Source organism: Streptomyces sp. NPDC059832, assembly GCF_042731715.1.
Lineage (GTDB): Bacteria > Actinomycetota > Actinomycetes > Streptomycetales > Streptomycetaceae > Streptomyces.
In genome coordinates this window covers 229125-249351 of sequence record NZ_JBHWIY010000011.1, presented here as the reverse complement: position 1 = coordinate 249351, position 20227 = coordinate 229125, and the positions used below count along the sequence as shown (strand labels likewise).

At 71.1% G+C, this 20227-nt stretch carries 17 protein-coding genes; 7 read left to right on the top strand and 10 right to left on the bottom strand.

Features of this window, described 5'->3' with window-relative positions:
- The first annotated feature begins 39 nt into the window (after positions 1-39).
- From ACFV8T_RS21710 to ACFV8T_RS21700, 3 genes are all read left to right on the top strand, one after another.
- Complete coding sequence (locus ACFV8T_RS21710) at positions 40-1731, top strand: ATP-binding protein (protein ID WP_385329734.1); 1692 nt, start codon at positions 40-42, stop codon at positions 1729-1731.
- Complete coding sequence (locus ACFV8T_RS21705; RefSeq protein ID WP_385329731.1) at positions 1728-2402, top strand: response regulator; 675 nt, start codon at positions 1728-1730, stop codon at positions 2400-2402. Before ACFV8T_RS21710 ends, ACFV8T_RS21705 begins: the two co-directional genes overlap by 4 nt.
- A 170-nt stretch (positions 2403-2572) precedes the next feature.
- A complete protein-coding gene (locus ACFV8T_RS21700; protein ID WP_385329884.1) occupies positions 2573-3211 on the top strand; it encodes a helix-turn-helix domain-containing protein in 639 nt (212 codons plus the stop codon).
- Positions 3212-3248: 37 nt separating this feature from the next.
- On the opposite strand, the gene ACFV8T_RS21695 is transcribed toward ACFV8T_RS21700, so the two are convergent.
- Together ACFV8T_RS21695 and ACFV8T_RS21690 are read right to left on the bottom strand one after the other, a co-directional pair.
- Positions 3249-4346: a helix-turn-helix domain-containing protein gene (locus ACFV8T_RS21695; protein ID WP_385329728.1), complete on the bottom strand. Its 1098-nt coding sequence runs from the start codon at positions 4344-4346 to the stop codon at positions 3249-3251.
- Positions 4347-4560: 214 nt separating this feature from the next.
- On the bottom strand, positions 4561-5586 hold the full coding sequence (locus tag ACFV8T_RS21690) for an ATP-dependent 6-phosphofructokinase (RefSeq protein WP_385329725.1): 1026 nt from the start codon (positions 5584-5586) through the stop codon (positions 4561-4563).
- A 219-nt stretch (positions 5587-5805) separates the two neighbouring features.
- On the opposite strand from ACFV8T_RS21690, the gene pta reads away from it, so the two are divergent.
- The 3 genes from pta (at position 5806) to pyk (ending at position 10659) form a co-directional block, all read left to right on the top strand.
- Positions 5806-7878: a phosphate acetyltransferase gene (gene pta / locus ACFV8T_RS21685; protein ID WP_385329723.1), complete on the top strand. Its 2073-nt coding sequence runs from the start codon at positions 5806-5808 to the stop codon at positions 7876-7878.
- A 4-nt stretch (positions 7879-7882) separates the two neighbouring features.
- On the top strand, positions 7883-9154 hold the full coding sequence (locus ACFV8T_RS21680; protein ID WP_385329720.1) for an acetate kinase: 1272 nt from the start codon (positions 7883-7885) through the stop codon (positions 9152-9154).
- Between the two features lie 74 nt (positions 9155-9228).
- Positions 9229-10659 (top strand): pyruvate kinase, encoded by a 1431-nt coding sequence (gene pyk, locus ACFV8T_RS21675; protein WP_385329717.1) that lies wholly within the window; start codon positions 9229-9231, stop codon positions 10657-10659.
- 81 nt (positions 10660-10740) lie between these two features.
- Here the strand turns inward: pyk and ACFV8T_RS21670 are convergent, their stop codons facing one another.
- From ACFV8T_RS21670 to ACFV8T_RS21655, 4 genes are all read right to left on the bottom strand, one after another.
- A complete protein-coding gene (locus ACFV8T_RS21670) occupies positions 10741-12033 on the bottom strand; it encodes a hypothetical protein (protein WP_385329714.1) in 1293 nt (430 codons plus the stop codon).
- Positions 12023-12574 carry a DUF6114 domain-containing protein gene (locus ACFV8T_RS21665; RefSeq protein ID WP_385329711.1) on the bottom strand — a complete coding sequence of 184 codons (552 nt, stop codon included), beginning with the start codon at positions 12572-12574 and terminating at the stop codon, positions 12023-12025. Before ACFV8T_RS21665 ends, ACFV8T_RS21670 begins: the two co-directional genes overlap by 11 nt.
- Before the next feature lie 94 nt (positions 12575-12668).
- Positions 12669-13310, bottom strand: coding sequence for a DUF6230 family protein (locus tag ACFV8T_RS21660; RefSeq protein ID WP_385329708.1), 642 nt, complete (start codon positions 13308-13310; stop codon positions 12669-12671).
- A gap of 598 nt (positions 13311-13908) precedes the next feature.
- On the bottom strand, positions 13909-14886 hold the full coding sequence (locus ACFV8T_RS21655; RefSeq protein WP_385329705.1) for a tetratricopeptide repeat protein: 978 nt from the start codon (positions 14884-14886) through the stop codon (positions 13909-13911).
- A 317-nt stretch (positions 14887-15203) separates the two neighbouring features.
- Between ACFV8T_RS21655 and ACFV8T_RS21650 the strand changes: the two genes are divergently transcribed.
- A complete protein-coding gene (locus ACFV8T_RS21650) occupies positions 15204-15833 on the top strand; it encodes a TetR/AcrR family transcriptional regulator (RefSeq protein ID WP_385329703.1) in 630 nt (209 codons plus the stop codon).
- Positions 15834-15904: 71 nt separating this feature from the next.
- Here ACFV8T_RS21650 and ACFV8T_RS21645 read toward each other — a convergent pair whose 3' ends face one another.
- The 4 genes from ACFV8T_RS21645 to ACFV8T_RS21630 all read right to left on the bottom strand — a co-directional run bounded on the left by ACFV8T_RS21645 (position 15905) and on the right by ACFV8T_RS21630 (position 20158).
- A complete protein-coding gene (locus tag ACFV8T_RS21645; protein ID WP_385329701.1) occupies positions 15905-17605 on the bottom strand; it encodes a methylmalonyl-CoA mutase in 1701 nt (566 codons plus the stop codon).
- A 100-nt stretch (positions 17606-17705) separates the two neighbouring features.
- The gene (locus ACFV8T_RS21640) at positions 17706-18038 is read right to left on the bottom strand and encodes a DUF3817 domain-containing protein (RefSeq protein ID WP_266426627.1); all 333 of its coding nucleotides are present in this window, start codon (positions 18036-18038) and stop codon (positions 17706-17708) included.
- Positions 18039-18153: 115 nt separating this feature from the next.
- A complete protein-coding gene (locus tag ACFV8T_RS21635; RefSeq protein ID WP_385329698.1) occupies positions 18154-18663 on the bottom strand; it encodes a MarR family winged helix-turn-helix transcriptional regulator in 510 nt (169 codons plus the stop codon).
- Positions 18664-18673: 10 nt separating this feature from the next.
- Positions 18674-20158 carry an MFS transporter gene (locus ACFV8T_RS21630; RefSeq protein ID WP_385329695.1) on the bottom strand — a complete coding sequence of 495 codons (1485 nt, stop codon included), beginning with the start codon at positions 20156-20158 and terminating at the stop codon, positions 18674-18676.
- Between the last annotated feature and the right edge of the window lie 69 nt (positions 20159-20227).

The window sequence follows — 20227 nt, the reverse complement described above, 5'->3', positions numbered from 1 at the left end:
CATTTCGTTCATTGGTTTTCGGCCAGGCAGACTGTGGCCATGCGTCTCCCCCGCCCCCGTACCCGCCCGCGCAGCCTGGCCGGTCAGCTCTTCGCCATGCAGGTGGTGCTGGTGGCGGCGGTGGTGGCGGGGTGCGCGTTCTTCGCCTACGCCTCCGGCAGCGAGCAGGCGAAGGAGACCGCGGCCAAGCAGGTCAGATCGGCCGCGCTGGCAATCGCCGAGTCGCCGTCGGTACGGGAGGCGATCCGTACCCCGGACCCGTCCGCCGCGCTGCAGCCGTACGCCGAGAAGGTCCGCAGGGACACCGGGATCGCCTTCGTCACGATCATGTCCCCGGACCGGGTCCGCTGGACGCACCCGGACTCCCACCGGATCGGCGAGGAGTTCCTCGGGCACACCGCGCGGGCGCTGCGCGGCGAGACGTTCACGGAGACGTACACCGGCACGCTCGGCCCCTCGATCCGGGTCGTCACCCCGATCCGGGACGGCGGCAGGATCACCGGTCTGGTCAGCGCGGGCATCACGGTCGAACGGGTCTCCTCGCAGGTGCGGGCGCAGCTCGGGGCGCTGGGGCTGGCGGCGGGCGGGGCGCTCGCGCTCGGCGGCATCGGCACGTATGTGATCAACGCCCGGCTGCGGCGGCACACGCACGGCATGAACGCCGCCGAGCTGAGCCGGATGCACGACTACCACCAGGCCACCCTGCACGCGGTGCGCGAGGGGCTGCTGATGCTCGACGGGCGGCGACGGATCGCGCTGATCAACGACGCGGGCCGGGAGCTGCTCGGTCTGGAGCCGGGTGCGGTCGGGCGCCGGGTCGTCGAGCTGGATCTGCCGGCGCCGCTGACCGGTGCGCTGCTCGCCTCCGAGGAGCGGGTCGACGAACTGCATCTGACGGCGGACCGGGTGATCGTGGTCAACACCCGTCCGGTGGTGGGCGGGGAGCAGCGCGGCACGGTCGTGACACTGCGCGATCACACGGAACTCCAGGCGCTGTCCGGCGAGTTGGACTCGGAGCGGGGGTTCACCCAGGCCCTGCGCTCGCAGGCGCACGAGGCGGCGAACCGGCTGCACACCGTCGTCTCGCTGATCGAACTGGGCCGGGCCGAGGAGGCGGTGGGCTTCGCCACCGCCGAGCTGGAGCTGGCCCAGGCGCTCACCGACCGGGTGGTGGGCGCGGTCGCCGAACCGGTGCTGGCCGCACTGCTGCTCGGCAAGGCGGCACAGGCGAACGAACGGGGGGTGGAGCTGGTGCTCGCGGACGACAGCCTGATCGACGACGGCGCCCTGTCGGCGACGCTGCCGCAGCGGGATCTGGTGACGATCCTCGGCAATCTGATCGACAACGCGGTGGACGCGGCGTCGGAGGCGGTGACCGGCGTGCCGGGTCCCGGGTCCGTGCCCGCCCAGCGGGGCACGGGGAGCGGCCGGGCCGCCCGTGCCCGGGTCACCGTCACCGCGCTGGCCGGGGAGGGCGAACTGCTGCTGCGGGTCGCCGACACGGGGGCCGGGATCGATCCCCGGGACGCCGCCGAGGTCTTCGAGCGCGGCTGGTCGACGCACGGCGCCGGCCGCGGGATCGGGCTGGCGCTCGTCCAGCAGGCGGTGCACCGCAACGGCGGGACGGTCGCGCTGGACGGCGGCCCGGACGGCGGGGCGCGATTCACGGTACGGCTGCCGCTGGCCGTCGCCGGCCGTCCGGCGCACACCACGAAGGAGGCCACGGCATGATCCAGGTGCTGGTCGTCGAGGACGATCCCGTAGCCGCGGACGCCCATCGGCTCTACGTGGGCCGCGTCCCCGGATTCACGGTGGCGGCCGTCGCGCATTCGCGTGCGGAGGCGGTGCGGGCGCTGGACCGTACCCCGGTCGATCTGCTGCTCCTCGATCTGTATCTGCCCGACGGGCACGGACTGCAACTGCTGCGCTCGCTGCGCGCGGCCGGGCACTCGGCGGATGTCATCGCGGTGACGTCGGCGCGCGATCTGGCGGTGGTCCGGGAGGGGGTGTCGCTCGGTGTCGTCCAGTACGTGCTGAAGCCGTTCACCTTCGCCACCCTGCGCGACCGGCTCGTGCGCTACGCGGAGTTCCGCGCGGCGGCCGGCGAGGCGAGCGGCCAGGACGAGGTGGACCGGGCGCTCGGAGCCCTGCGCGCGCCGCAGCCGGCCCGGCTGCCGAAGGGGCTGAGCGGCCCGACACTGGAGGCCGTGACCCGCGCCCTGCGGGCCGCCCCGGACGGGGTGACGGCGGCGGCGGCCGGGGAGGAGCTGGGCATCTCGCGGATCACCGCACGCCGCTATCTGGAGCATCTGGTGACGGTGGGACGTGCGGTGCGCAGTCCGCAGTACGGTCAGATCGGGCGCCCGGAGCTGCACTACCGGTGGGTGAGCCAGAACCTCTGAGCCGTGCCCGGCCATGGTCCGCCGGACGGGCCCTCGGACGTTCCTACGAGCCGTGGATATCGGTGGAACACACCGTAGTCATTCCATGCCTTGACTCCTACGGTGGGGCCGTGCACCCCTCCCCGCCGTTCAACGCCCCCGCCGCGCGCCGACTGCGCGAGGCCCTGGGGATGCTTCCCGGCCACGTCGCGTACGGTCTCGGGGCCCAGTACGGGCTCCGGATCAGCACCGAGACGGTGGTCGCCTGGGAGCGCGGGCTCGCCGTCCCGGGCGAGTACGAACTCACGGCGCTGGCCGGGGTGTTGTGGTGCTCGCCGGGCGAACTGCTCACCGCCGCGCGCACCCTGCGGGAGCACCGGGTGGCCAGGGAGCTGGCCGTGGAGGAGCTGGCGCGGCTGCTGGGGCTGACCGCCTCCGCGTATCTGCGGATGGAGGACTCGGGGCGCTGGCGCGGCAACGAACGCCAGTCCGCGGCGCTCGCCGAGGTGCTGGGGCTGACGCCCGCCGGGTTCGTGACGGTGTCCGGCCGGGACGAGGAGCTGGCGGAGCTGCTGCGCGGCGCGGTGACGACGCGCTGGCAGGCCCAGCTGCGGGCGGTGGCGAAGCTGGTGCCGCTGGAGCGCGGCTTCCTCCAGGACGTACTGGAACAGCTGCACGCCGACTACCAGTCGCTGATGGTGTCGACGCTGAGCTGGAGCAGCACGGGTACGGAGCGGGCCGGGGCGACGGGCGACGCGGGACGGGTGTTCCTGGCGGAGATCCTGGAACGGTTCTGGCGGGCGGCGGGGGTGCCGGGGCCGGACGGGTGAGCCGCCCGGCCCGGTCGGCGCCGACGTCGACAGGCTCTCAGCCGTCGGAAGCGTCCGCGGCCACCGGGTCGAAGGAGAACAGACTCCCCCGGTCCACCCCGTCGCAGCCCATCTGCACCAGTTCGGCATCGCGCCTGCTGCTGCCCGCCTCGGCACCGACGCACAGGTGGGTGTGGGCGGGGCGGATCCGGTAGCCCTCGACGGGACGGCCCACGGGCTCGATCCAGAAGGCCTCCGCGGCGCCGCGGCTGCCGCACGTCTGGTCCTGCATCGAGGCGCCGGCCTCCCGTGTCCCGTTCCAGACGCCCGTGCAGCCCTTGCCGTAGTCCGGGTGGTCGGTCACGAGCCGCCAGACGCCGTCGCCCAGCGGTCTGAGCGAGAAGCTCGGGATCGTATGCCCGTCGCACGGCAGCTGGTACAGCCGTCCGCTGTCGGTGCTCCGGTGCTCGGAGAGGCAGAAGCCGGAGTGGACGGACCGGATCTGCACCGTCCGCCCCGCCACCGGACCGGTCACGGGCGCGGTTCCCGGCCGGTCGTCGTCCTGTACGAGAAGGACGACGGCCACCGCTGCGGCGGCGAGCACGACCAGCGAGACGACAGCCGCCAGGACGGTCCTGGACCGGTGACGACGGGCGGGGGACGGCGCGGGAACCGGAACGGTGGGCGGCCCGGCCGGCTGCTCGGGCGGCTGCTCCGGGGTCGGCTCGGCCGACCGCTCGGGCGGCTGCTCCGGGGAGCGCCCGGCCGGTGCGTCCCGTGCCGTCCCGGAATCCTGGGCTCCGGCCTCGCCCTCTCCCGCGCCCCCTCCCCCGGCCCGCTGCCCGCGTGCGGTGAGTTCCTTGCGTACGGCGAGCCAGTTCGCCGCCTCCGCGGGCCCGCAGCCGCAGGCCCGTACGAAGGCGGCGAGGAGTTCCTCGCGCGGGACCGACGTACGCCCCAGCATGTTGGCGATCGTGGAGCGCGGCAGTACGTCCCCGACCGTTTCGGCCCGCCGGGCCAGTTCCCGCAACGTCAGCCCCGAGGCGTCCTTGAGCACCCGTAACAGGGCTGTGAACTCGGGCGCGCTGCGCGCCTCACGAGGATCCGGAGCCCCGCCCTCGACCACCATGCGCTGTGCCTCTCCCCTGGATTCCACTCCCGGACAGGGTTGGGACATGTCCGGGACAAGGGACAAGCCTTGTTGATCCGGTCCGCCGGCTCAAGAGTGGTTTCCGGCACCGCGGCCGCCCGGATCCGACCGTCCGGAACGGCCCCGGGCGCCGGGGGAACGGCAAGCGGCCCTGACCGTCCACGGGGGGACAGTCAGGGCCGCCGGGCCGTTTCCGCTGTGCGCTGCCGCGCGGCCGGGGTCAGAAGACCGACTCGGCCTCGTCCATCCGGTCCTTGGGCACCGTCTTGAGCTGTGTGATCGCGTCGGCGAGCGGAACCATCTCGATGTCCGTGCCGCGCAGCGCCGTCATCCGGCCGAAGTCGCCGCGGTGCGCCGCCTCGACCGCGTGCCAGCCGAAGCGGGTGGCGAGCACCCGGTCGTACGCGGTCGGCGTGCCGCCCCGCTGCACATGGCCGAGAATGACCGGCCGGGCCTCCTTGCCGAGCCGGGTCTCCAGCTCGATGGCCAGCCGGTTGCCGATGCCCTGGAAGCGCTCGTGGCCGAACTGGTCGATCTCGCCCTTGGCGTACGGCATGGAGCCCTCGGCCGGGTGCGCGCCCTCGGCCACGCAGATGACCGCGAACTTCTTGCCGCGCGCGAAGCGTTCCTCGACCATCTTCACCAGGTCCTTGACCTGGAAGCGGCGCTCGGGGAGGCAGATGCCGTGCGCGCCGCCCGCCATCCCGGACTCCAGCGCGATCCAGCCCGCGTGCCGGCCCATCACCTCGACGACCATGACCCGCTGGTGCGATTCGGCGGTGGTCTTGAGGCGGTCTATGGCATCGGTGGCGACACCCACCGCGGTGTCGAAGCCGAAGGTCCGGTCGGTGGCGGAGATGTCGTTGTCGATGGTCTTGGGGACGCCGACGACGGGCATTCCGGCGTCCGACAGCATCCGGGCGGCGGTGAGGGTGCCCTCGCCGCCGATCGGGATGAGGGCGTCCATGCCGTAACGACGGCTCAGCTCGGCGCAGTTCTCCGCGGCCTCGCGCAGCCGGTCGCGCTCCAGCCGGGCCGATCCGAGGACGGTGCCGCCGCGGGCGAGGATGCCGCTGACCGCGTTGAGGTCGAGGGGGCGGAAGTGGCCGTCGAGGAGCCCCTTGAACCCGTCCTCGAAGCCGATGACTTCGTCTCCGTGCCCCACCACGGCGCGGTGCACGACCGACCGGATCACTGCGTTCAGGCCTGGGCAGTCGCCGCCTGCGGTGAGAATTCCGATGCGCATCGTGCTGTGTCTCCTGCTCGCTAGTGCCGTGCATTGCGGGGGACGTCCACAAAATCCCCCGTACCGTGAGCCACGTCGATTGTCCCACGTCAGGTCTGGACCTCGCGCTGCCGGCCGCCCCGGTGCGGGGGCTTCGCCCGGCGGGCGACGTCTCGGCCCCCACAGGTATCGTCGACATGGCGATACCATCCCAAACCGAGATTGGACGGGAGAACACGCGTGACGCGCAGCGTGTACGTGACCGGGATCGACCGGGGAGACGGCCGGCAGGTCGTCGATCTGGGAGTCATGGAACTCCTGACGCGTCAGGTGGACCGGGTCGGGGTGTTCCGCCCGCTCGTCCATGACGGGCCCGATCGCCTGTTCGAACTGCTGCGGTCCCGCTACCGGCTCCCCCAGGACCCCGATTCGGCCTACGGGCTGGACTACCACGAGGCGTCCGCGCTCCAGGCGGAGCGGGGCACGGACGAGCTGGTCTCCCTGCTCGTCGACCGGTTCCACCAGGTGGCCCAGAAGTACGAGGTGGTGCTGGTGCTCGGCACCGACTTCGCCGCCACCCAGCTGCCCGACGAGCTGGCGCTCAACGCACGCCTGGCCAATGAGTTCGGCGCCTCGGTGATCACGGTGGTCGGCGGGAAGGGCCAGACCGCGGAGTCGGTACGGGCCGAGACCCGCAATGCCTACCGCGCGTACGCCGGACTGGGCTGCGACGTCGTCGCGGTGATCGTGAACCGGGTGGCGGCCGAGGACCGCGATGTCATCGCGGAGCGGCTGGCGGCCACGCTGCCCGTTCCCTGTTCCGTCCTGCCCGACGACGCGGCGCTCTCCGCGCCGACCGTCGCCCAGATCACCGCGGCGCTCGGCGGCACGGTGCTGCTCGGCGACGACTCCGGGCTGGCGAGGGACGCCCTGGACTTCGTCTTCGGCGGCGCGATGCTGCCGAACATGCTGAACGCGCTGACGCCGGGCTGCCTGGTGGTCACGCCCGGGGACCGGGCTGACCTGGTGGTCGGCTCGCTGGCCGCGCACAGCGCCGGGACCCCGCCCATCGCGGGGGTGCTGCTGACCCTGGACGAGCGCCCCGGCGAGGAGATACTCAGGCTGGCCGCGCGACTCGCACCGGGCACCCCGGTCGTGTCGGTGGCCGGCGGATCCTTCCCCACCGCGGCCCGGCTTTTCGCCCTCGAAGGCAAGTTGAACGCCGCGACGCCCCGCAAGGCGGAGACCGCGCTGGGCCTCTTCGAGCGCCACGTGGACACCGGCGCCCTGCTGGAGCGGATCTCGGTCGCCCGCAGCGGCCGCGTCACCCCGATGATGTTCGAGCACGAGCTGCTGGAGCAGGCCCGCGCCGACCGGCGCCGGGTCGTCCTGCCCGAGGGCACCGAGGAGCGGGTGCTGCGCGCCGCGGACGTACTGCTGCGCCGCGACGTCTGCGACCTCACCCTGCTCGGCGACCCCGACGTCATCCGCAAGAAGGCCGCCGACCTCGGCATCGATCTCGTCGGCACCCAGCTCATCGACCCGCAGACCTCCGAGCTGCGCCAGACCTTCGCCGAGCGGTACGCGCAGCTGCGGGCCCACCGCGGGGTCACGGTGGAGCTGGCGTACGACGTCGTCGCGGACGTCAACTACTTCGGCACCCTGATGGTCCAGGAGGGGCTCGCGGACGGCATGGTCTCCGGGGCCGTGCACTCCACCGCGGCGACGATCCGCCCGGCGTTCGAGATCATCAAAACCAAACCGGACGCCTCGATCGTCTCCTCCGTCTTCTTCATGTGCCTCGCCGACAAGGTGCTGGTGTACGGCGACTGCGCGGTCAATCCGGACCCGGACACGGAGCAGCTCGCCGACATCGCGGTGCAGTCGGCCGCCACCGCCGCCCGCTTCGGTGTGGAGCCGCGGATCGCGATGCTGTCGTACTCGACGGGCACCTCCGGCTCGGGCGCCGATGTGGACAAGGTGCGCGAGGCGACGGACCGGGTCCGCGCGAGCAGGCCGGACCTCAGGATCGAGGGTCCCATCCAGTACGACGCCGCGGTGGAGCCGAGCGTCGCCGCGACGAAGCTGCCGGGCTCCGAGGTGGCGGGCCAGGCGACGGTGCTGATCTTCCCGGACCTGAACACCGGCAACAACACCTACAAGGCCGTGCAGCGCTCGGCGGGCGCGGTCGCCGTCGGACCGGTGCTCCAGGGGCTGCGGAAGCCCGTCAACGACCTGTCCCGCGGCGCGCTCGTCCAGGACATCGTCAATACCGTGGCCATCACGGCGATCCAGGCGCAGGGCAAGGAGTGAACGGATGACCGTCCCGACCACCGAGGGCTCCGCCGCGACGGGCGCGTATCGCGTGCTGGTCCTCAACTCCGGCTCCTCGTCGGTGAAGTACCAGCTGCTGGACATGAGCGACCGCACCCGGCTCGCGGTGGGGCTGGTCGAGCGGATCGGGGAGGAGACCTCCCGTCTGGTGCACACCCCGCTGGTCGGCAAAGGCGCCGAGCGGCGCGAGCGCACCGGCCCGATCGCGGACCACGAGGCGGCGCTGAAGGCGGCGGCACAGGAGCTGGCGGCCGACGGGCTCGGACTGGACTCCCCGCAGCTCGCGGCGATCGGCCACCGGGTGGTGCACGGCGGGCTGCGGTTCACCCAGCCCGTGGTGATCGACGACGAGGTGCTGAAGGAGATCGAGCGCCTGGTCCCGGTGGCCCCGCTGCACAATCCGGCGAACATCACGGGCATCCGTACCGCTCGGTCCCTGCGACCGGACCTCCCGCAGGTGGCGGTCTTCGACACGGCCTTCCACACGACGATGCCGGAGTACGCGGCGCGGTACGCGATCGACACGGAGACCGCCGACGCGCACCGCATCCGGCGCTACGGATTCCACGGCACCTCGCACGCGTACGTCTCCCGCAAGGCCGCCGAGCTGCTGGGACGCACCCCCGAGGAGGTCAACGTCATCGTGCTGCACCTGGGCAACGGCGCCTCGGCCTCGGCGGTGGCCGGTGGCCGGTGCGTGGAGACCTCGATGGGGCTGACCCCCTTGGAGGGGCTGGTGATGGGCACCCGCTCCGGGGACATCGATCCGGCCGTCACCTTCCACCTCATGCGCGTCGCGGGGATGTCGGCGGACGAGGTCGACGCGCTGCTCAACAAGAAGAGCGGCCTGGTCGGCCTCTGCGGCGACAACGACATGCGGGAGATCCGGCGCCGGATCGACGAGGGCGACGAACGCGCGGCGCTGGCGTTCGACATCTATGTGCACCGGCTGAAGAAGTACATCGGCGCCTATTCGGCGGTCCTCGGCCGGGTGGATGCCGTGGTGTTCACGGCGGGGGTCGGGGAGAACTCGGCACCGGTGCGGGAGGCTGCCGTCGCCGGTCTCGAAGAGCTCGGCCTGGCGGTGGACGCGGACCTGAACGGCGTGCGGTCCGACGAGCCCCGGCTGATCTCGCCGGACTACGCGCGGGTCGCGGTCGCCGTGGTGCCGACGGACGAGGAACTGGAGATCGCCGTCCAGACCTTCGCGCTCGTCGGACAGGCCCGCGGACTCGTCGGACAAGCCCACAACTGAGCGCCCCCGCGCCCCTTTGTACCTTCCACCAGACGGAATATTCCGTAGCGAAACAAACCGATAGGATCCGCCTCATGCGCCGTTCCAAAATCGTCTGCACACTCGGTCCCGCCGTCGACTCCCATGAGCAGCTCGTCGCTCTGATCGAGGCCGGCATGAGCGTGGCCCGGTTCAACTTCAGTCACGGCAGCCACGAGGAGCACCAGGGTCGTTACGACCGGGTCCGCAAGGCCGCCGCCGAGACCGGCCGTGCGATCGGCGTGCTCGCCGACCTCCAGGGCCCGAAGATCCGCCTGGCGAAGTTCGCCGAGGGCCCCGTCGAACTGGTCCGCGGGGACGAGTTCACCATCACCGCGGAGGACGTCCCGGGCGACAAGTCGATCTGCGGCACGACCTACAAGGGTCTGCCCGGCGACGTCGCCAAGGGCGACCCGATCCTGATCAACGACGGCAACGTCGAGCTGAAGGTCGTCGCGGTCGAGGGCCCCCGGGTGAAGACCATCGTCATCGAGGGCGGTGTCATCTCCGACCACAAGGGCATCAACCTCCCCGGCGCGGCGGTCAACGTCCCGGCCCTGTCCGAGAAGGATGTCGACGACCTGCGGTTCGCCCTGCGGATGGGCTGCGACCTGGTGGCGCTCTCCTTCGTGCGGGACGCCGATGACGTCAAGGACGTCCACAAGGTGATGGACGAGGAGGGCCGCCGGGTCCCCGTCATCGCCAAGGTCGAGAAGCCGCAGGCCGTCGAGCACATGGAGGGCGTCGTCATGGCGTTCGACGGTGTGATGGTCGCCCGTGGCGACCTGGCCGTCGAGTATCCCCTGGAGAAGGTCCCGATGGTGCAGAAGCGCCTGGTGGAGCTCTGCCGGCGGAACGCCAAGCCGGTGATCGTCGCGACCCAGATGATGGAGTCGATGATCACCAACTCGCGGCCGACGCGCGCCGAGGCGTCCGATGTCGCCAACGCGATCCTGGACGGCGCGGACGCGGTCATGCTCTCGGCCGAGTCCAGCGTGGGCGCGTACCCGATCGAGACGGTCAAGACGATGTCGAAGATCGTCGTCGCCGCCGAGGAGGAGCTGCTCTCCAAGGGACTCCAGCCGCTGGTGCCGGGCAAGAAGCCCCGTACCCAGGGCGGTTCGGTGGCCCGTGCGGCCTGCGAGATCGCGGACTTCCTGAACGGCAGGGCGCTGGTCGCCTTCACCAAGTCCGGTGACACGGCCCGCCGGCTCTCCCGCTACCGCGCGGCGCAGCCCATCCTGGCCTTCACCACGGACGAGTCGACCCGCAACCAGCTCGCGCTGAGCTGGGGCGTCGAGGCCCACGTCGTGCCGCACGTGGACAACACGGACGCGATGGTCGACCTGGTCGACGGCGAGCTGCTGAAGCTGGGCCGCTACAACGAGGGCGACACCATGGTCATCACGGCCGGCTCGCCCCCCGGCATCCCGGGCACGACCAACATGGTGCGGGTGCACCACGTCGGCGGCGGCGCGCGCGACTGACGCGTCCACCCGTGAGCACGACTGTGGGCCGCACTCCCCGAGGAGTGCGGCCCACAGTCCTGTGCGGCTCCCGGACAGGCCCTAGTCGTTGCCGCCGGTGAAGTAGTTGTGCAGCCCGGGGACCTTGAGCGAGCCGCCGAACTGGCCGGCCTGGGTCACCTTGACCTTGGTGAAGATGGCGAAGGGTACGTTCAGCGGCGGCGGTGTCTCCGGGCTGAACGTGACCGGGATGAGGCCGAAGAGGTTGCCCTTCAGCTCCTCCGTGTACATGGTCACCGTGCCGTTGCGGATGGTGGACTCGGAGCCCTTCCGCGCCTCGACATGGGCCGTGGTACCGGCCGGACCGACCGTCGTCTGGTGGAGGTTGTCGATGTCGATGGAGCTCGCGGTGAACTTCAGCACCTTCTTGACGGTGCCGTCGTACGTCTTCACCTCGACGATGCCCTTGTAGTCGAGCCCTTTGAGGGTGAGCTTCGAGCTCTCCAGGATCCACGGGTCGGTCGGGAGGAGCGGGATGCCCGTGTCCAGATCGGCCGCAGCCAGCGCCTCGGGGTCGGCGGTCGGACACGGGAAGCGCTCCTTGGCGCCGTCCGGGATGTCCTCGTCCTTCTTGGCGTCCAGCCCCTTGGCGCTCTCGTCGAGCTCCTTGACCGACTTGCCGGCCCTGCCCGCGGCTTCGCGGATGGCGGCGGCGGTCTTGTCGGCCGTCTCCTTCGCGGCGTCCGTGGCCTTCTCGACGGCCTTCTCCGCGGGCTTCTCGGACGGCTTCTCGGCGGTGTCGGTCCGCGACGGCTTCGGGGACGCGGTGCTCGCGCTCGGGGACGGGCTCGCCGTCTCCTTGTCCGGTCCGTCGAAGAGGTCCTTGAGCGCGTCGCCGACGCCCAGCGGGTCGAGCGGGTTCCTCGACTTCGTGGGTGTGGGCGAGGCACTCGGCGTGGCGGCGGGGGCGTCGGCCGCGGCGGCCTTCGTCCTCGCCTTCGCCGTGTCGCTCGCGGACGGGGTCGTCGAAGGGTTCGGGGTCGTCGAGGACTTCGGGGTCGCCGTGTCGCCCTTGTCACCGGAGTCGGTGGCGGACGGCGACGGGGACGGCGACGTCGACGCGGACGGCGAGGGCTCCTCGCTCGGCTCGTCGGAGCGGGTCACACAGGGGCCGGGCGCGAAGGGGATGTCCGAATTGTCGTCGGCCAGCGCGAGCTTGGGGGTGAGCCCCATTCCCACGAAGACGGCCGTCGGCATCGCGGCGAGCGCGAACGCCTTGCCCGCGGGAATGTGCAGCTTCGTCAGCAACGACTTCCTGGGGGCCGCGTGGCGCGGTCCGCTTCTCGTCCCGAGGCCCTCCCCGGTCGAGTTCAGCTGCGTCTCGTCACCCCGCACGATGCCTCCCGCCGTCGACCTCAACTGTCGTGTCGTACTGCTCCGGCCGCTGCTGGGGCACCGCTGCCGTGCTGTGGAACTCGGGTCCGGACTCCTGCGTCCCGGGGCCGTTCCCCTCGGACTTCTCCCCGAGGTCGGGCTTCGCTTCGCCCGGGGCCCAGGAGACGGAGAGCGCTCCACCCAGCAGGGCGAACAGGAAACCGATCAGGAATCCGCCGATGTTGGCGACCGGTAGGGAGATCAGCGCAAGCAGGATCGCGGCGACTCCGGCGAACACTCTCACGATGTGGTGGAACCACATGGTGAGGCCCAGCGTGACGAGCAGGATCCCGATGATCAGGGATCCGGCACCGGCGGTGGTGGACATCGCCAGTGTGACGTTGCCGAGGTGCATGTTGGCGTACGGGAAGTACGCGATGGGTAGACCACCCACCATGGTGAACAGGCCCGCCCAGAACGGCCGGTTACCCCGCCAGGTGCGGAATCTCCGCCAGAAGACGCGGAGGTAGTGCTCGTTCTGCCCTGTGGACTCGGGGCTCATGGAAAACAGCTCCCTGGAACCGGTACTGCTGTGAGAAGAGAAAAGGTGGGCGGCCGGAGTCCCCGCAGGGGCGCTCCGGCCACCCGGCGGGTGCTTAGTAGCACTCCTTGACGCCACTGTGCAGCCGCAGGCTCAGGTTGCTGAGCTTGAAGGTGCCGGCGGTGGTCGCCCATGCCGTCTGCTTCACGTTGGTCAGCGTCGCCGTCTCGGCGCGCTGCGCGAAGCCGTTCGGGTTGACCTTCTTCTCGGTACCGGACTGGATGCCGGGCTTGCCGACGTCTCCCGCGGCAACACCGATGTCGATGTGCTCGAAGTACGCGTCGGCGTCGAGCTCGGCGATGTCGAGGTACAGGTTGGTCGCCTCGACCGGCTTCTTCGGGTCCGTACCCGCGTTCAGCTGCAGCGTGACGTTGCCGAGGCCGAACGGAAGGTTCGGAGTGACCACCGACTGGCACATGTTGGTGATCGTGGCATCGCTGAAGCCGGACACGGCCACGGCGTGCGCCGCGTCGTCGCCCTTGAGGTCCTTGCCGGTAGCAACGCTGCCGTACTGGACGAAGTCATGGCCGACGAGCTTGTCCGCACGCACCTTGAAGCTCTGGCCGGACACGCTGAACGACGCCGCGAGGGCGCCCTGCGCGAGACCGACACCCACCGCCGCGGTCGCGACGACGCTCGGCACCATGACCAGAGCGAAACGCTTCCATCTGGTGCCGCCACGAACCTGGGAACTCATAATTTTCCTCCTTCTCGGACGTACATCTCCGGTCCGGGCTGGGCCCGTCCTGGGATGGGAGAAGTGCTACGTCCTCGGCAAGGAGAGCGCCTGCGGACGGAGGCATGAACCGCGTCCGAATCACCGGCGATCACCCCCGAGCGACAACCACTGGCCACGCATTCGCGCAACCTGTTCGGACAGGCCCTGCCGGACGACAGGAACCCCCCTGCCCGGAGCCGGCGCCACTGCCGCCGGCCCACTCGGTGGGGACCCAACAGGGCCGCCGCACCGACTGGCAGCCGGGCTGGCGTTATTGGACCGAGCGTGGCCGATCGTGGTGCATTCCCGCCCGTGACACAAGGGGGTTCGTTACTCGCTAGTAACGGCCCGATAACCGATGCGCGACCGGCTGGTACCGCCCGGCCACACACGGTGGCGCCGAGTCGAAGGATGAAAGGGAGGATCAGGTCACCAATGCGGACAGATCCCGGTGCGCGATTTACTGCGAGTAACAGGCCCCTGCTTTATCAAGATTTGGTAAAGCAGGGGCGTCTCTTATCGCCGGATCGCGAAAACGGCCGCGGTCGCCGGGAGGGCACCGCGGCCACTTGTCACATCAGAACAAGACCCGCGCCAGCGCCGTACGCGCGGCACCGACCCGCGGGTCGTCGGGGCCGATCACCTCGAACAGCTCCAGCAGCCGCACCCGCGCGGCGTCCCGGTCGTCACCGAAGGTGCGCCGCACCGTCTCGACGAGCCGGCCGAAGGCGTCCTCGACATGACCGCCGACCAGATCCAGATCGGCGGCGGCGAGCTGCGCGGTGACGTCGGCCGGGTTCGCGGCGGCGTTCTCGCGGACCCGCTGCGCGTCCATGTCCTTGACCCGGGAAAGGAGTTCGGCCTGGGCGAGACCGAGCTTGGCCTCCGTGTTGGCCGGGTCGTCGGACAGGACGTTCTTGTACGCCTGGACGGCACCGGCGAAGTCGTCGGCGTCCAGGGCCCGTACGGCCGATTCGAGCAGGGCGTCGTACGGCCCCGCGGGCGCCTCGGCCGGAGCCGCGTCACCCTCTCCGGCGGCGGCGTCCTGGTCGACCGCGATCCCGGTGAGCCCGAACCGCTCCTCGCCGACCTGGATCAACTGGTCAAGCGTCTGGCGGATCTGGGCCTCGGGGGCCGCGCCCTGGAAGAGCGGGAGGGCCTGTCCGGCGACGACGGCGAAGACCGCCGGAATGCCCTGGATGCCGAACTGCTGCATCAGCATCTGGTTGGCGTCGACATCGACCTTGGCCAGCACGAAGCGGCCGTTGTACTCAAGGGCCAGGCGCTCCAGGAGCGGGCCCAACTGCTTGCACGGCTCGCACCACTCGGCCCAGAAGTCGATGACGACCGGGACCTCGGCGGAACGCTGGAGGACATCGCTCTCGAAGCCCGCCTCATCGACATCGATCACCAGGGCGGAGGGCGGCACGGCACCGCCGCCACCCTGCCGGGAGGCCTCGGCACGGGCCTGCTCCGCCTTCACCTTGGCCTCGCCGGCCGCCTTCACCGCGGCGAGGTCGACGACGCCGCTCATGGACATGTTCCTAGGCTGCATACGTACATCCTCCCCCCTTGGTGCGCCGATCCGGAAAGCGATACGGGAACCGCGCCCGTCCGCTGCCCCCGCCGGCGTGCGGGGTGCACGGACAGACACGGCCCGAGGGCCCCTGAAAGACCCGGTTCGGCCCCGGGTCCCCACCCGGCGCCTGTGGCTGTCAATCGGTTGCGGCGTCACGACGGTATGACCGTCGCCCTTACGCTACGACCCGTAGCGTAACTGCCAGGCACCCTTCGCGCACAGGTGCGACCGGTGATCTCTCTCACGGCGATCGGGACCGGTCTGTTCTACTTACTGACCGGTATGGTCACGGCATGCTGAGCCGCAGCCACCCCAAACCCCCTCGAACGGGACGCCCGCGCAGCGCCGCGGCCGATGAAGCGATCCTGGAGGCGACCAGGGCCTCCCTGGTCGACCTCGGCTGGTCGAAGCTGACGATGGGCGATGTGGCGACGCGGGCCGGGGTCGCCAAGACGACTCTGTACCGGCGGTGGGCGGGCAAGAACGAGCTGGTCGTGGACGCCGTCGCGGTTCTCTTCGACGAGCTGGAACTGCCGGATCTGGGCAGCCTGTCGGCCGATGTGCAGGCGGTGGTGCTGCAGTTCGCCGCGCTGCTGGAACGGCCGGAGACCCAGACGGCGCTGATGGCGGTGGTCGCGGAGTCGACGCGCGACGAGGCGCTGCGGACCCGTATTCGCGACTCGATCGTGGACCGGCAGAAGCGACTGGTGCTCCAGGGCCGCCAACGGGCCCAGGAACGCGGGGAGTTGCCGGTGGAGCAGGACGAGGACGCGGCGTCGACGACCGCCGATCTGATCTTCGACGTGATCGCCGGCGCAGTCGTGCACCGGGCCCTGGTGAGCGCCGAGCCCGTCGACGCGGACTGGGCCCGGCGCTTCACCGCGCTGCTGCTCACGGGCCTGGGGGCGGCGGCCTCCGCGTAGGACCGCCGACGGGTCCCCAAAGGGGCGGTGCGGTCCTGCCGCCCGCCCCCGAAGAGCCCGCCGGCCGGCCGTCAGAAGCCGGGCGGCTCCGTGTAGGTGCCCCACTCGTCGCGCAGGACCCCGCAGATCTCACCGAGCGTCGCCTCGGCCCGCACCGCGTCGAGCATCGGCGCGATCATGTTGGAGCCGTCGCGGGCGGCGGCCAGCATCGCGCCCAGCGCCGACTTCACCCGGGCGTCGTCGCGGGCGTCCTTGCGGCCGCCGAGCGCCCGTACCTGCTCGCGCTCGACCTCGTGGCTGACCCGCAGGATCTCCAGGTCGCCGGTGACCGAGCCGTGGTGGACGTTGACGCCGACGACCCGCTTGTCGCCCTTCTCCAGCGACTGCTGGTAGCGGAAGGCAGACTCGGCGATCTCGCCGGTGAACCAGCCGTCCTCGATGCCCCGCAGGATGCCGGAGGTGATGGGCCCGATGGGGTGCTGCCCGTCCGGGTGGGCCCGGGTGCCGCGCTCCTTGATCTGGTCGAAGATCTTCTCGGCGTCGGCCTCGATCCGGTCGGTGAGCTGCTCGACGTACCAGGAACCGCCCAGCGGGTCGGCCACGTTGGCGACGCCGGTCTCCTCCATCAGCACCTGCTGGGTGCGCAGGGCGATCTCGGCGGCCTGCTCGGAGGGGAGCGCGAGGGTCTCGTCGAGGGCGTTGGTGTGCAGCGAGTTGGTGCCGCCGAGGACCGCGGAGAGCGCCTCGACGGCCGTCCGCACGACGTTGTTGTACGGCTGCTGGGCGGTGAGCGAGACACCGGCGGTCTGGGTGTGGAAGCGGAGCCACTGCGCCTTGTCGGTCTTCGCGCCGTAGGTCTCCTTCATCCAGCGGGCCCAGATCCGGCGGGCCGCGCGGAACTTGGCGATCTCCTCGAAGAAGTCGAGGTGCGCGTCGAAGAAGAAGGAGAGGCCGGGCGCGAAGGTGTCGACGTCGAGGCCGCGGGAGAGGCCGAGCTCCACGTAACCGAAGCCGTCGGCGAGGGTGTACGCGAGCTCCTGCGCGGCCGTCGCCCCGGCTTCGCGGATGTGGTAACCGGAGACGGAGAGCGGCTTGTAGGCGGGGATGTCGCGGGCGCAGTGCTCCATCAGGTCGCCGATGAGGCGCAGATGGGGCTCGGGCTGGAAGAGCCACTCCTTCTGCGCGATGTACTCCTTGAAGATGTCGGTCTGGAGCGTGCCGTTGAGCACGCCCGGGTCGACGCCCTGGCGCTCGGCCGCGACCAGGTACATGCAGAAGACCGGGACGGCGGGTCCGCTGATCGTCATGGACGTCGTGACGTCGCCGAGCGGGATGTCCTTGAAGAGGACCTCCATGTCGGCGGCGGAGTCGATCGCCACACCGCAGTGCCCGACCTCGCCGAGCGAGCGGGGGTCGTCGGAGTCGCGGCCCATCAGCGTCGGCATGTCGAAGGCGACGCTGAGCCCGCCGCCGCCCGCGGCGAGGATCATCTTGTAGCGCTCGTTGGTCTGCTCGGCGTTGCCGAAGCCGGCGAACTGGCGGATGGTCCAGGTCCGGCCGCGGTAGCCGGTGGGGTAGAGCCCCCGGGTGAAGGGGTACTCGCCGGGCCAGCCGATCCGCTCGAACCCCTCGTACGTGTCCCCGGGACGGGGGCCGTACGCGGGCTCCACCGGATCCCCGGAGAGTGTGGTGAAGTCCGCATCACGCTTGCGGGCCTTGTCGTAACGGGCCTGCCAGCGGAGGCGGCCTTCCTCGATCGCGTCAGCGTCCATACTATCGAATTTACTAGGACGTCCTAGTAAATGTCGATGGCAAACCGCCCGGTGCTTCGCACGGGGCGGTTCGGGCGGCGCGGACCGGGGTCCGGCCGGTTCAGGCCTTGGCGGTCGCGGGGGAACCGTCGACGATCAGCGGCTCGACCTCGCGGACGACCTTGCGCTCGACGAAGAACGCGGCCGTCGGGATGGTGCCGGAGATCAGTACCCAGAGCAGCTTGCCCATCGGCCACTTCGCCTTGGAGCCGAGGTCGAAGGCGAAGATCAGGTAGATGATGTAGAGGACACCGTGGATCTGCGAGACGACGAGCGTCAGCCCCTCGCCCTTCTCGAAGCCGTACTTGAAGACCATGCAGGTGCAGAGCACCAGCAACATGACGGCGGTGACGTAGGCCATCACCCGGTACCGGGTCAGCACACTGCGTTTCATGGCATCGAGCGTAACCGGACGACCGGGGCGATCTTGCAGCGGGCCGGGCTCTCGAAACGCCGTTCTACGCCTCCGCCCACGCAGCTTCCCCGCGCCCCTTCCCCGCGCCTCTTCTCTACGTCTCTTCGAAGTCCTGGGCGGAGATCCGCAGCGGGCGCAGCATGGCGAAGATCTCCGCGCACTCCTCGGCGTCGTACACGCCGAGCCCGAACTCCATGCCGACCAGGTCCTTGGTCGCCGCCTCGACGACCTCGCGGCCCTTCTCCGTGATGGAGGCGAGGGTGCCGCGGCCGTCGTTGGGGTTGGGGCGCTTGGCGACCAGGCCGGAGCGCACCAGCCGGTCCACGGTGTTGGTGACGGAGGTCGGGTGGACCATGAGCCGCTCGCCGATCTTGGACATCGGCAGCTCACCGGCCTTGGAGAAGGTGAGCAGCACCAGCGCCTCGTAGCGCGCGAAGGTCAGTCCGTACGGCTTGACGACCGCGTCGACCTCGGCGAGCAGGATCTGCTGGGCGCGCATGATCGAGGTGATCGCCCCCATCGAGGGCACGGGGCCCCAGCGCTGCTGCCAGAGTTCGTCGGCGCGGGCGATGGGATCGAAGGGGAGACTGAGCGGCTTCGGCACGGCACCGACCTTACCCACTGGTCATATGCTGGTCAGCCCCGTCTCGAACTTCGGTCCGAATACGGTGGGCGGGGGCGGCCCTCCTGACCTCCAGGACGAGTGGGAGCACGCAGAGGGTCCCGACCGCGCCGGCGCCGGCCACCACCTGATGGACGGGGAGGAACTCGGCGGCGAGGCCGGCGAGGGCCATGCCGATGCCCTGGACCGTCATCAGTCCCGCGGTGAGCAGGGTCATGGCCCGGCCCCGCAGCTCCTCCGGGACGGCGTCGACGAACCACTGGTCGAGGCCGATGATGTACGCCGCCCCCGCCCCTGCCAGCGCAAGCGCCACCACGGTCAGGACCATGCCGGGGCGGAGCCCGTACAGCAGGAGCGGCAGCAGCCCCGCGGCGGCGACCGGCAGCACGATCCGGGAGCGGACGCGCGGGGCCAGCACGGCGCCCGCGTACAGCTCGGCGGCGATGTGCCCGACCGGCATCGCGCACATCAGCAGCCCCAGGGCGGCCGGGCCGAGGCCGATCTCGTCCGCGTAGGGGGCAGCGAGCGCCTCCGGCGCGACGACGAACAGCGCGGGTACCCAGAAGAGCAGCATCAGCGCGCGGATTCTGCGGTCGGCGAGGACGATGCGGGCCCCGGCCAGCGATTCCTTGAGCAGCGCGCCACCGCCATCACCGCCGGTCCTGGCCGGCCGGTTACGGGTGCCGAAGCGGAGCAGGGCCGCCGAGCAGAGGAACGTCCCGACAGTGATCGTGATCGCCCCGCGCGCGGACAGTGCGGCAAGCAGCACACCGCCCACGCCGAAGCCGATCAGCAGCGCGCTCTGCGAGACGATCCGCAGCAGCGAGCGGCCCAGTACATAGAGGTCGCCCTCACCGAGGATGTCGGTGAGGGCGGCCATCCGCGTCCCGGTGAAGACGGGCGACACGGAGGCGACGAGACAGCGCAGCGCGAGGAGCCCGCCGACCGGGGTACCCGGCAGCACCATGACGGCGACGCAGCCCGCGCAGATCAGATCGCAGGTGACGAGAACCCGGCGGGCCGGGTAGCGGTCGGCGACCCCGGCGAAGAGCGTGCCGCCGACGAGGTACGGCAGGCAGCCGAGCGCGAACGTGAGGGCGCTGAGCAGGGGCGAGCCGGTGAGGTCGTAGACGAGGACGGTGAGCGCGAGCTCGCTGACCACGACGCCGAGGAGGGAGAGCAGGTGGGCGGCGAAGACGGCACGGAACTCCCGCACGGCGAAGACGGCACGGTAACCGCGCGGGGTGGGCTCCGCGGACGCGGCGGGAGCCCGGTCCCGGAGCGCGGGCGACGGCTTCGGGTCAATGGGGTCGGCGCGCTCCGGGGTAGGGGCCGAGTGGGGCACCGGTCCGGCGGGGTGGGCGGTCGCGGCGCGGGGCGCGGCTGACGGGTCGCGGGGTGAGGGGCCCGTCGGACCGTGCGGGGTGTCCGCCGCGTCGCGGTGGCCGCCCGCCGGGGTGGGGCTGTTGCTCGGCATGGCCGCAGCTTGATGGAGCGGGGGCCCCGCTCCGTAGACTTTCGGCTGACGCCGAATCTTCGCGAGGCC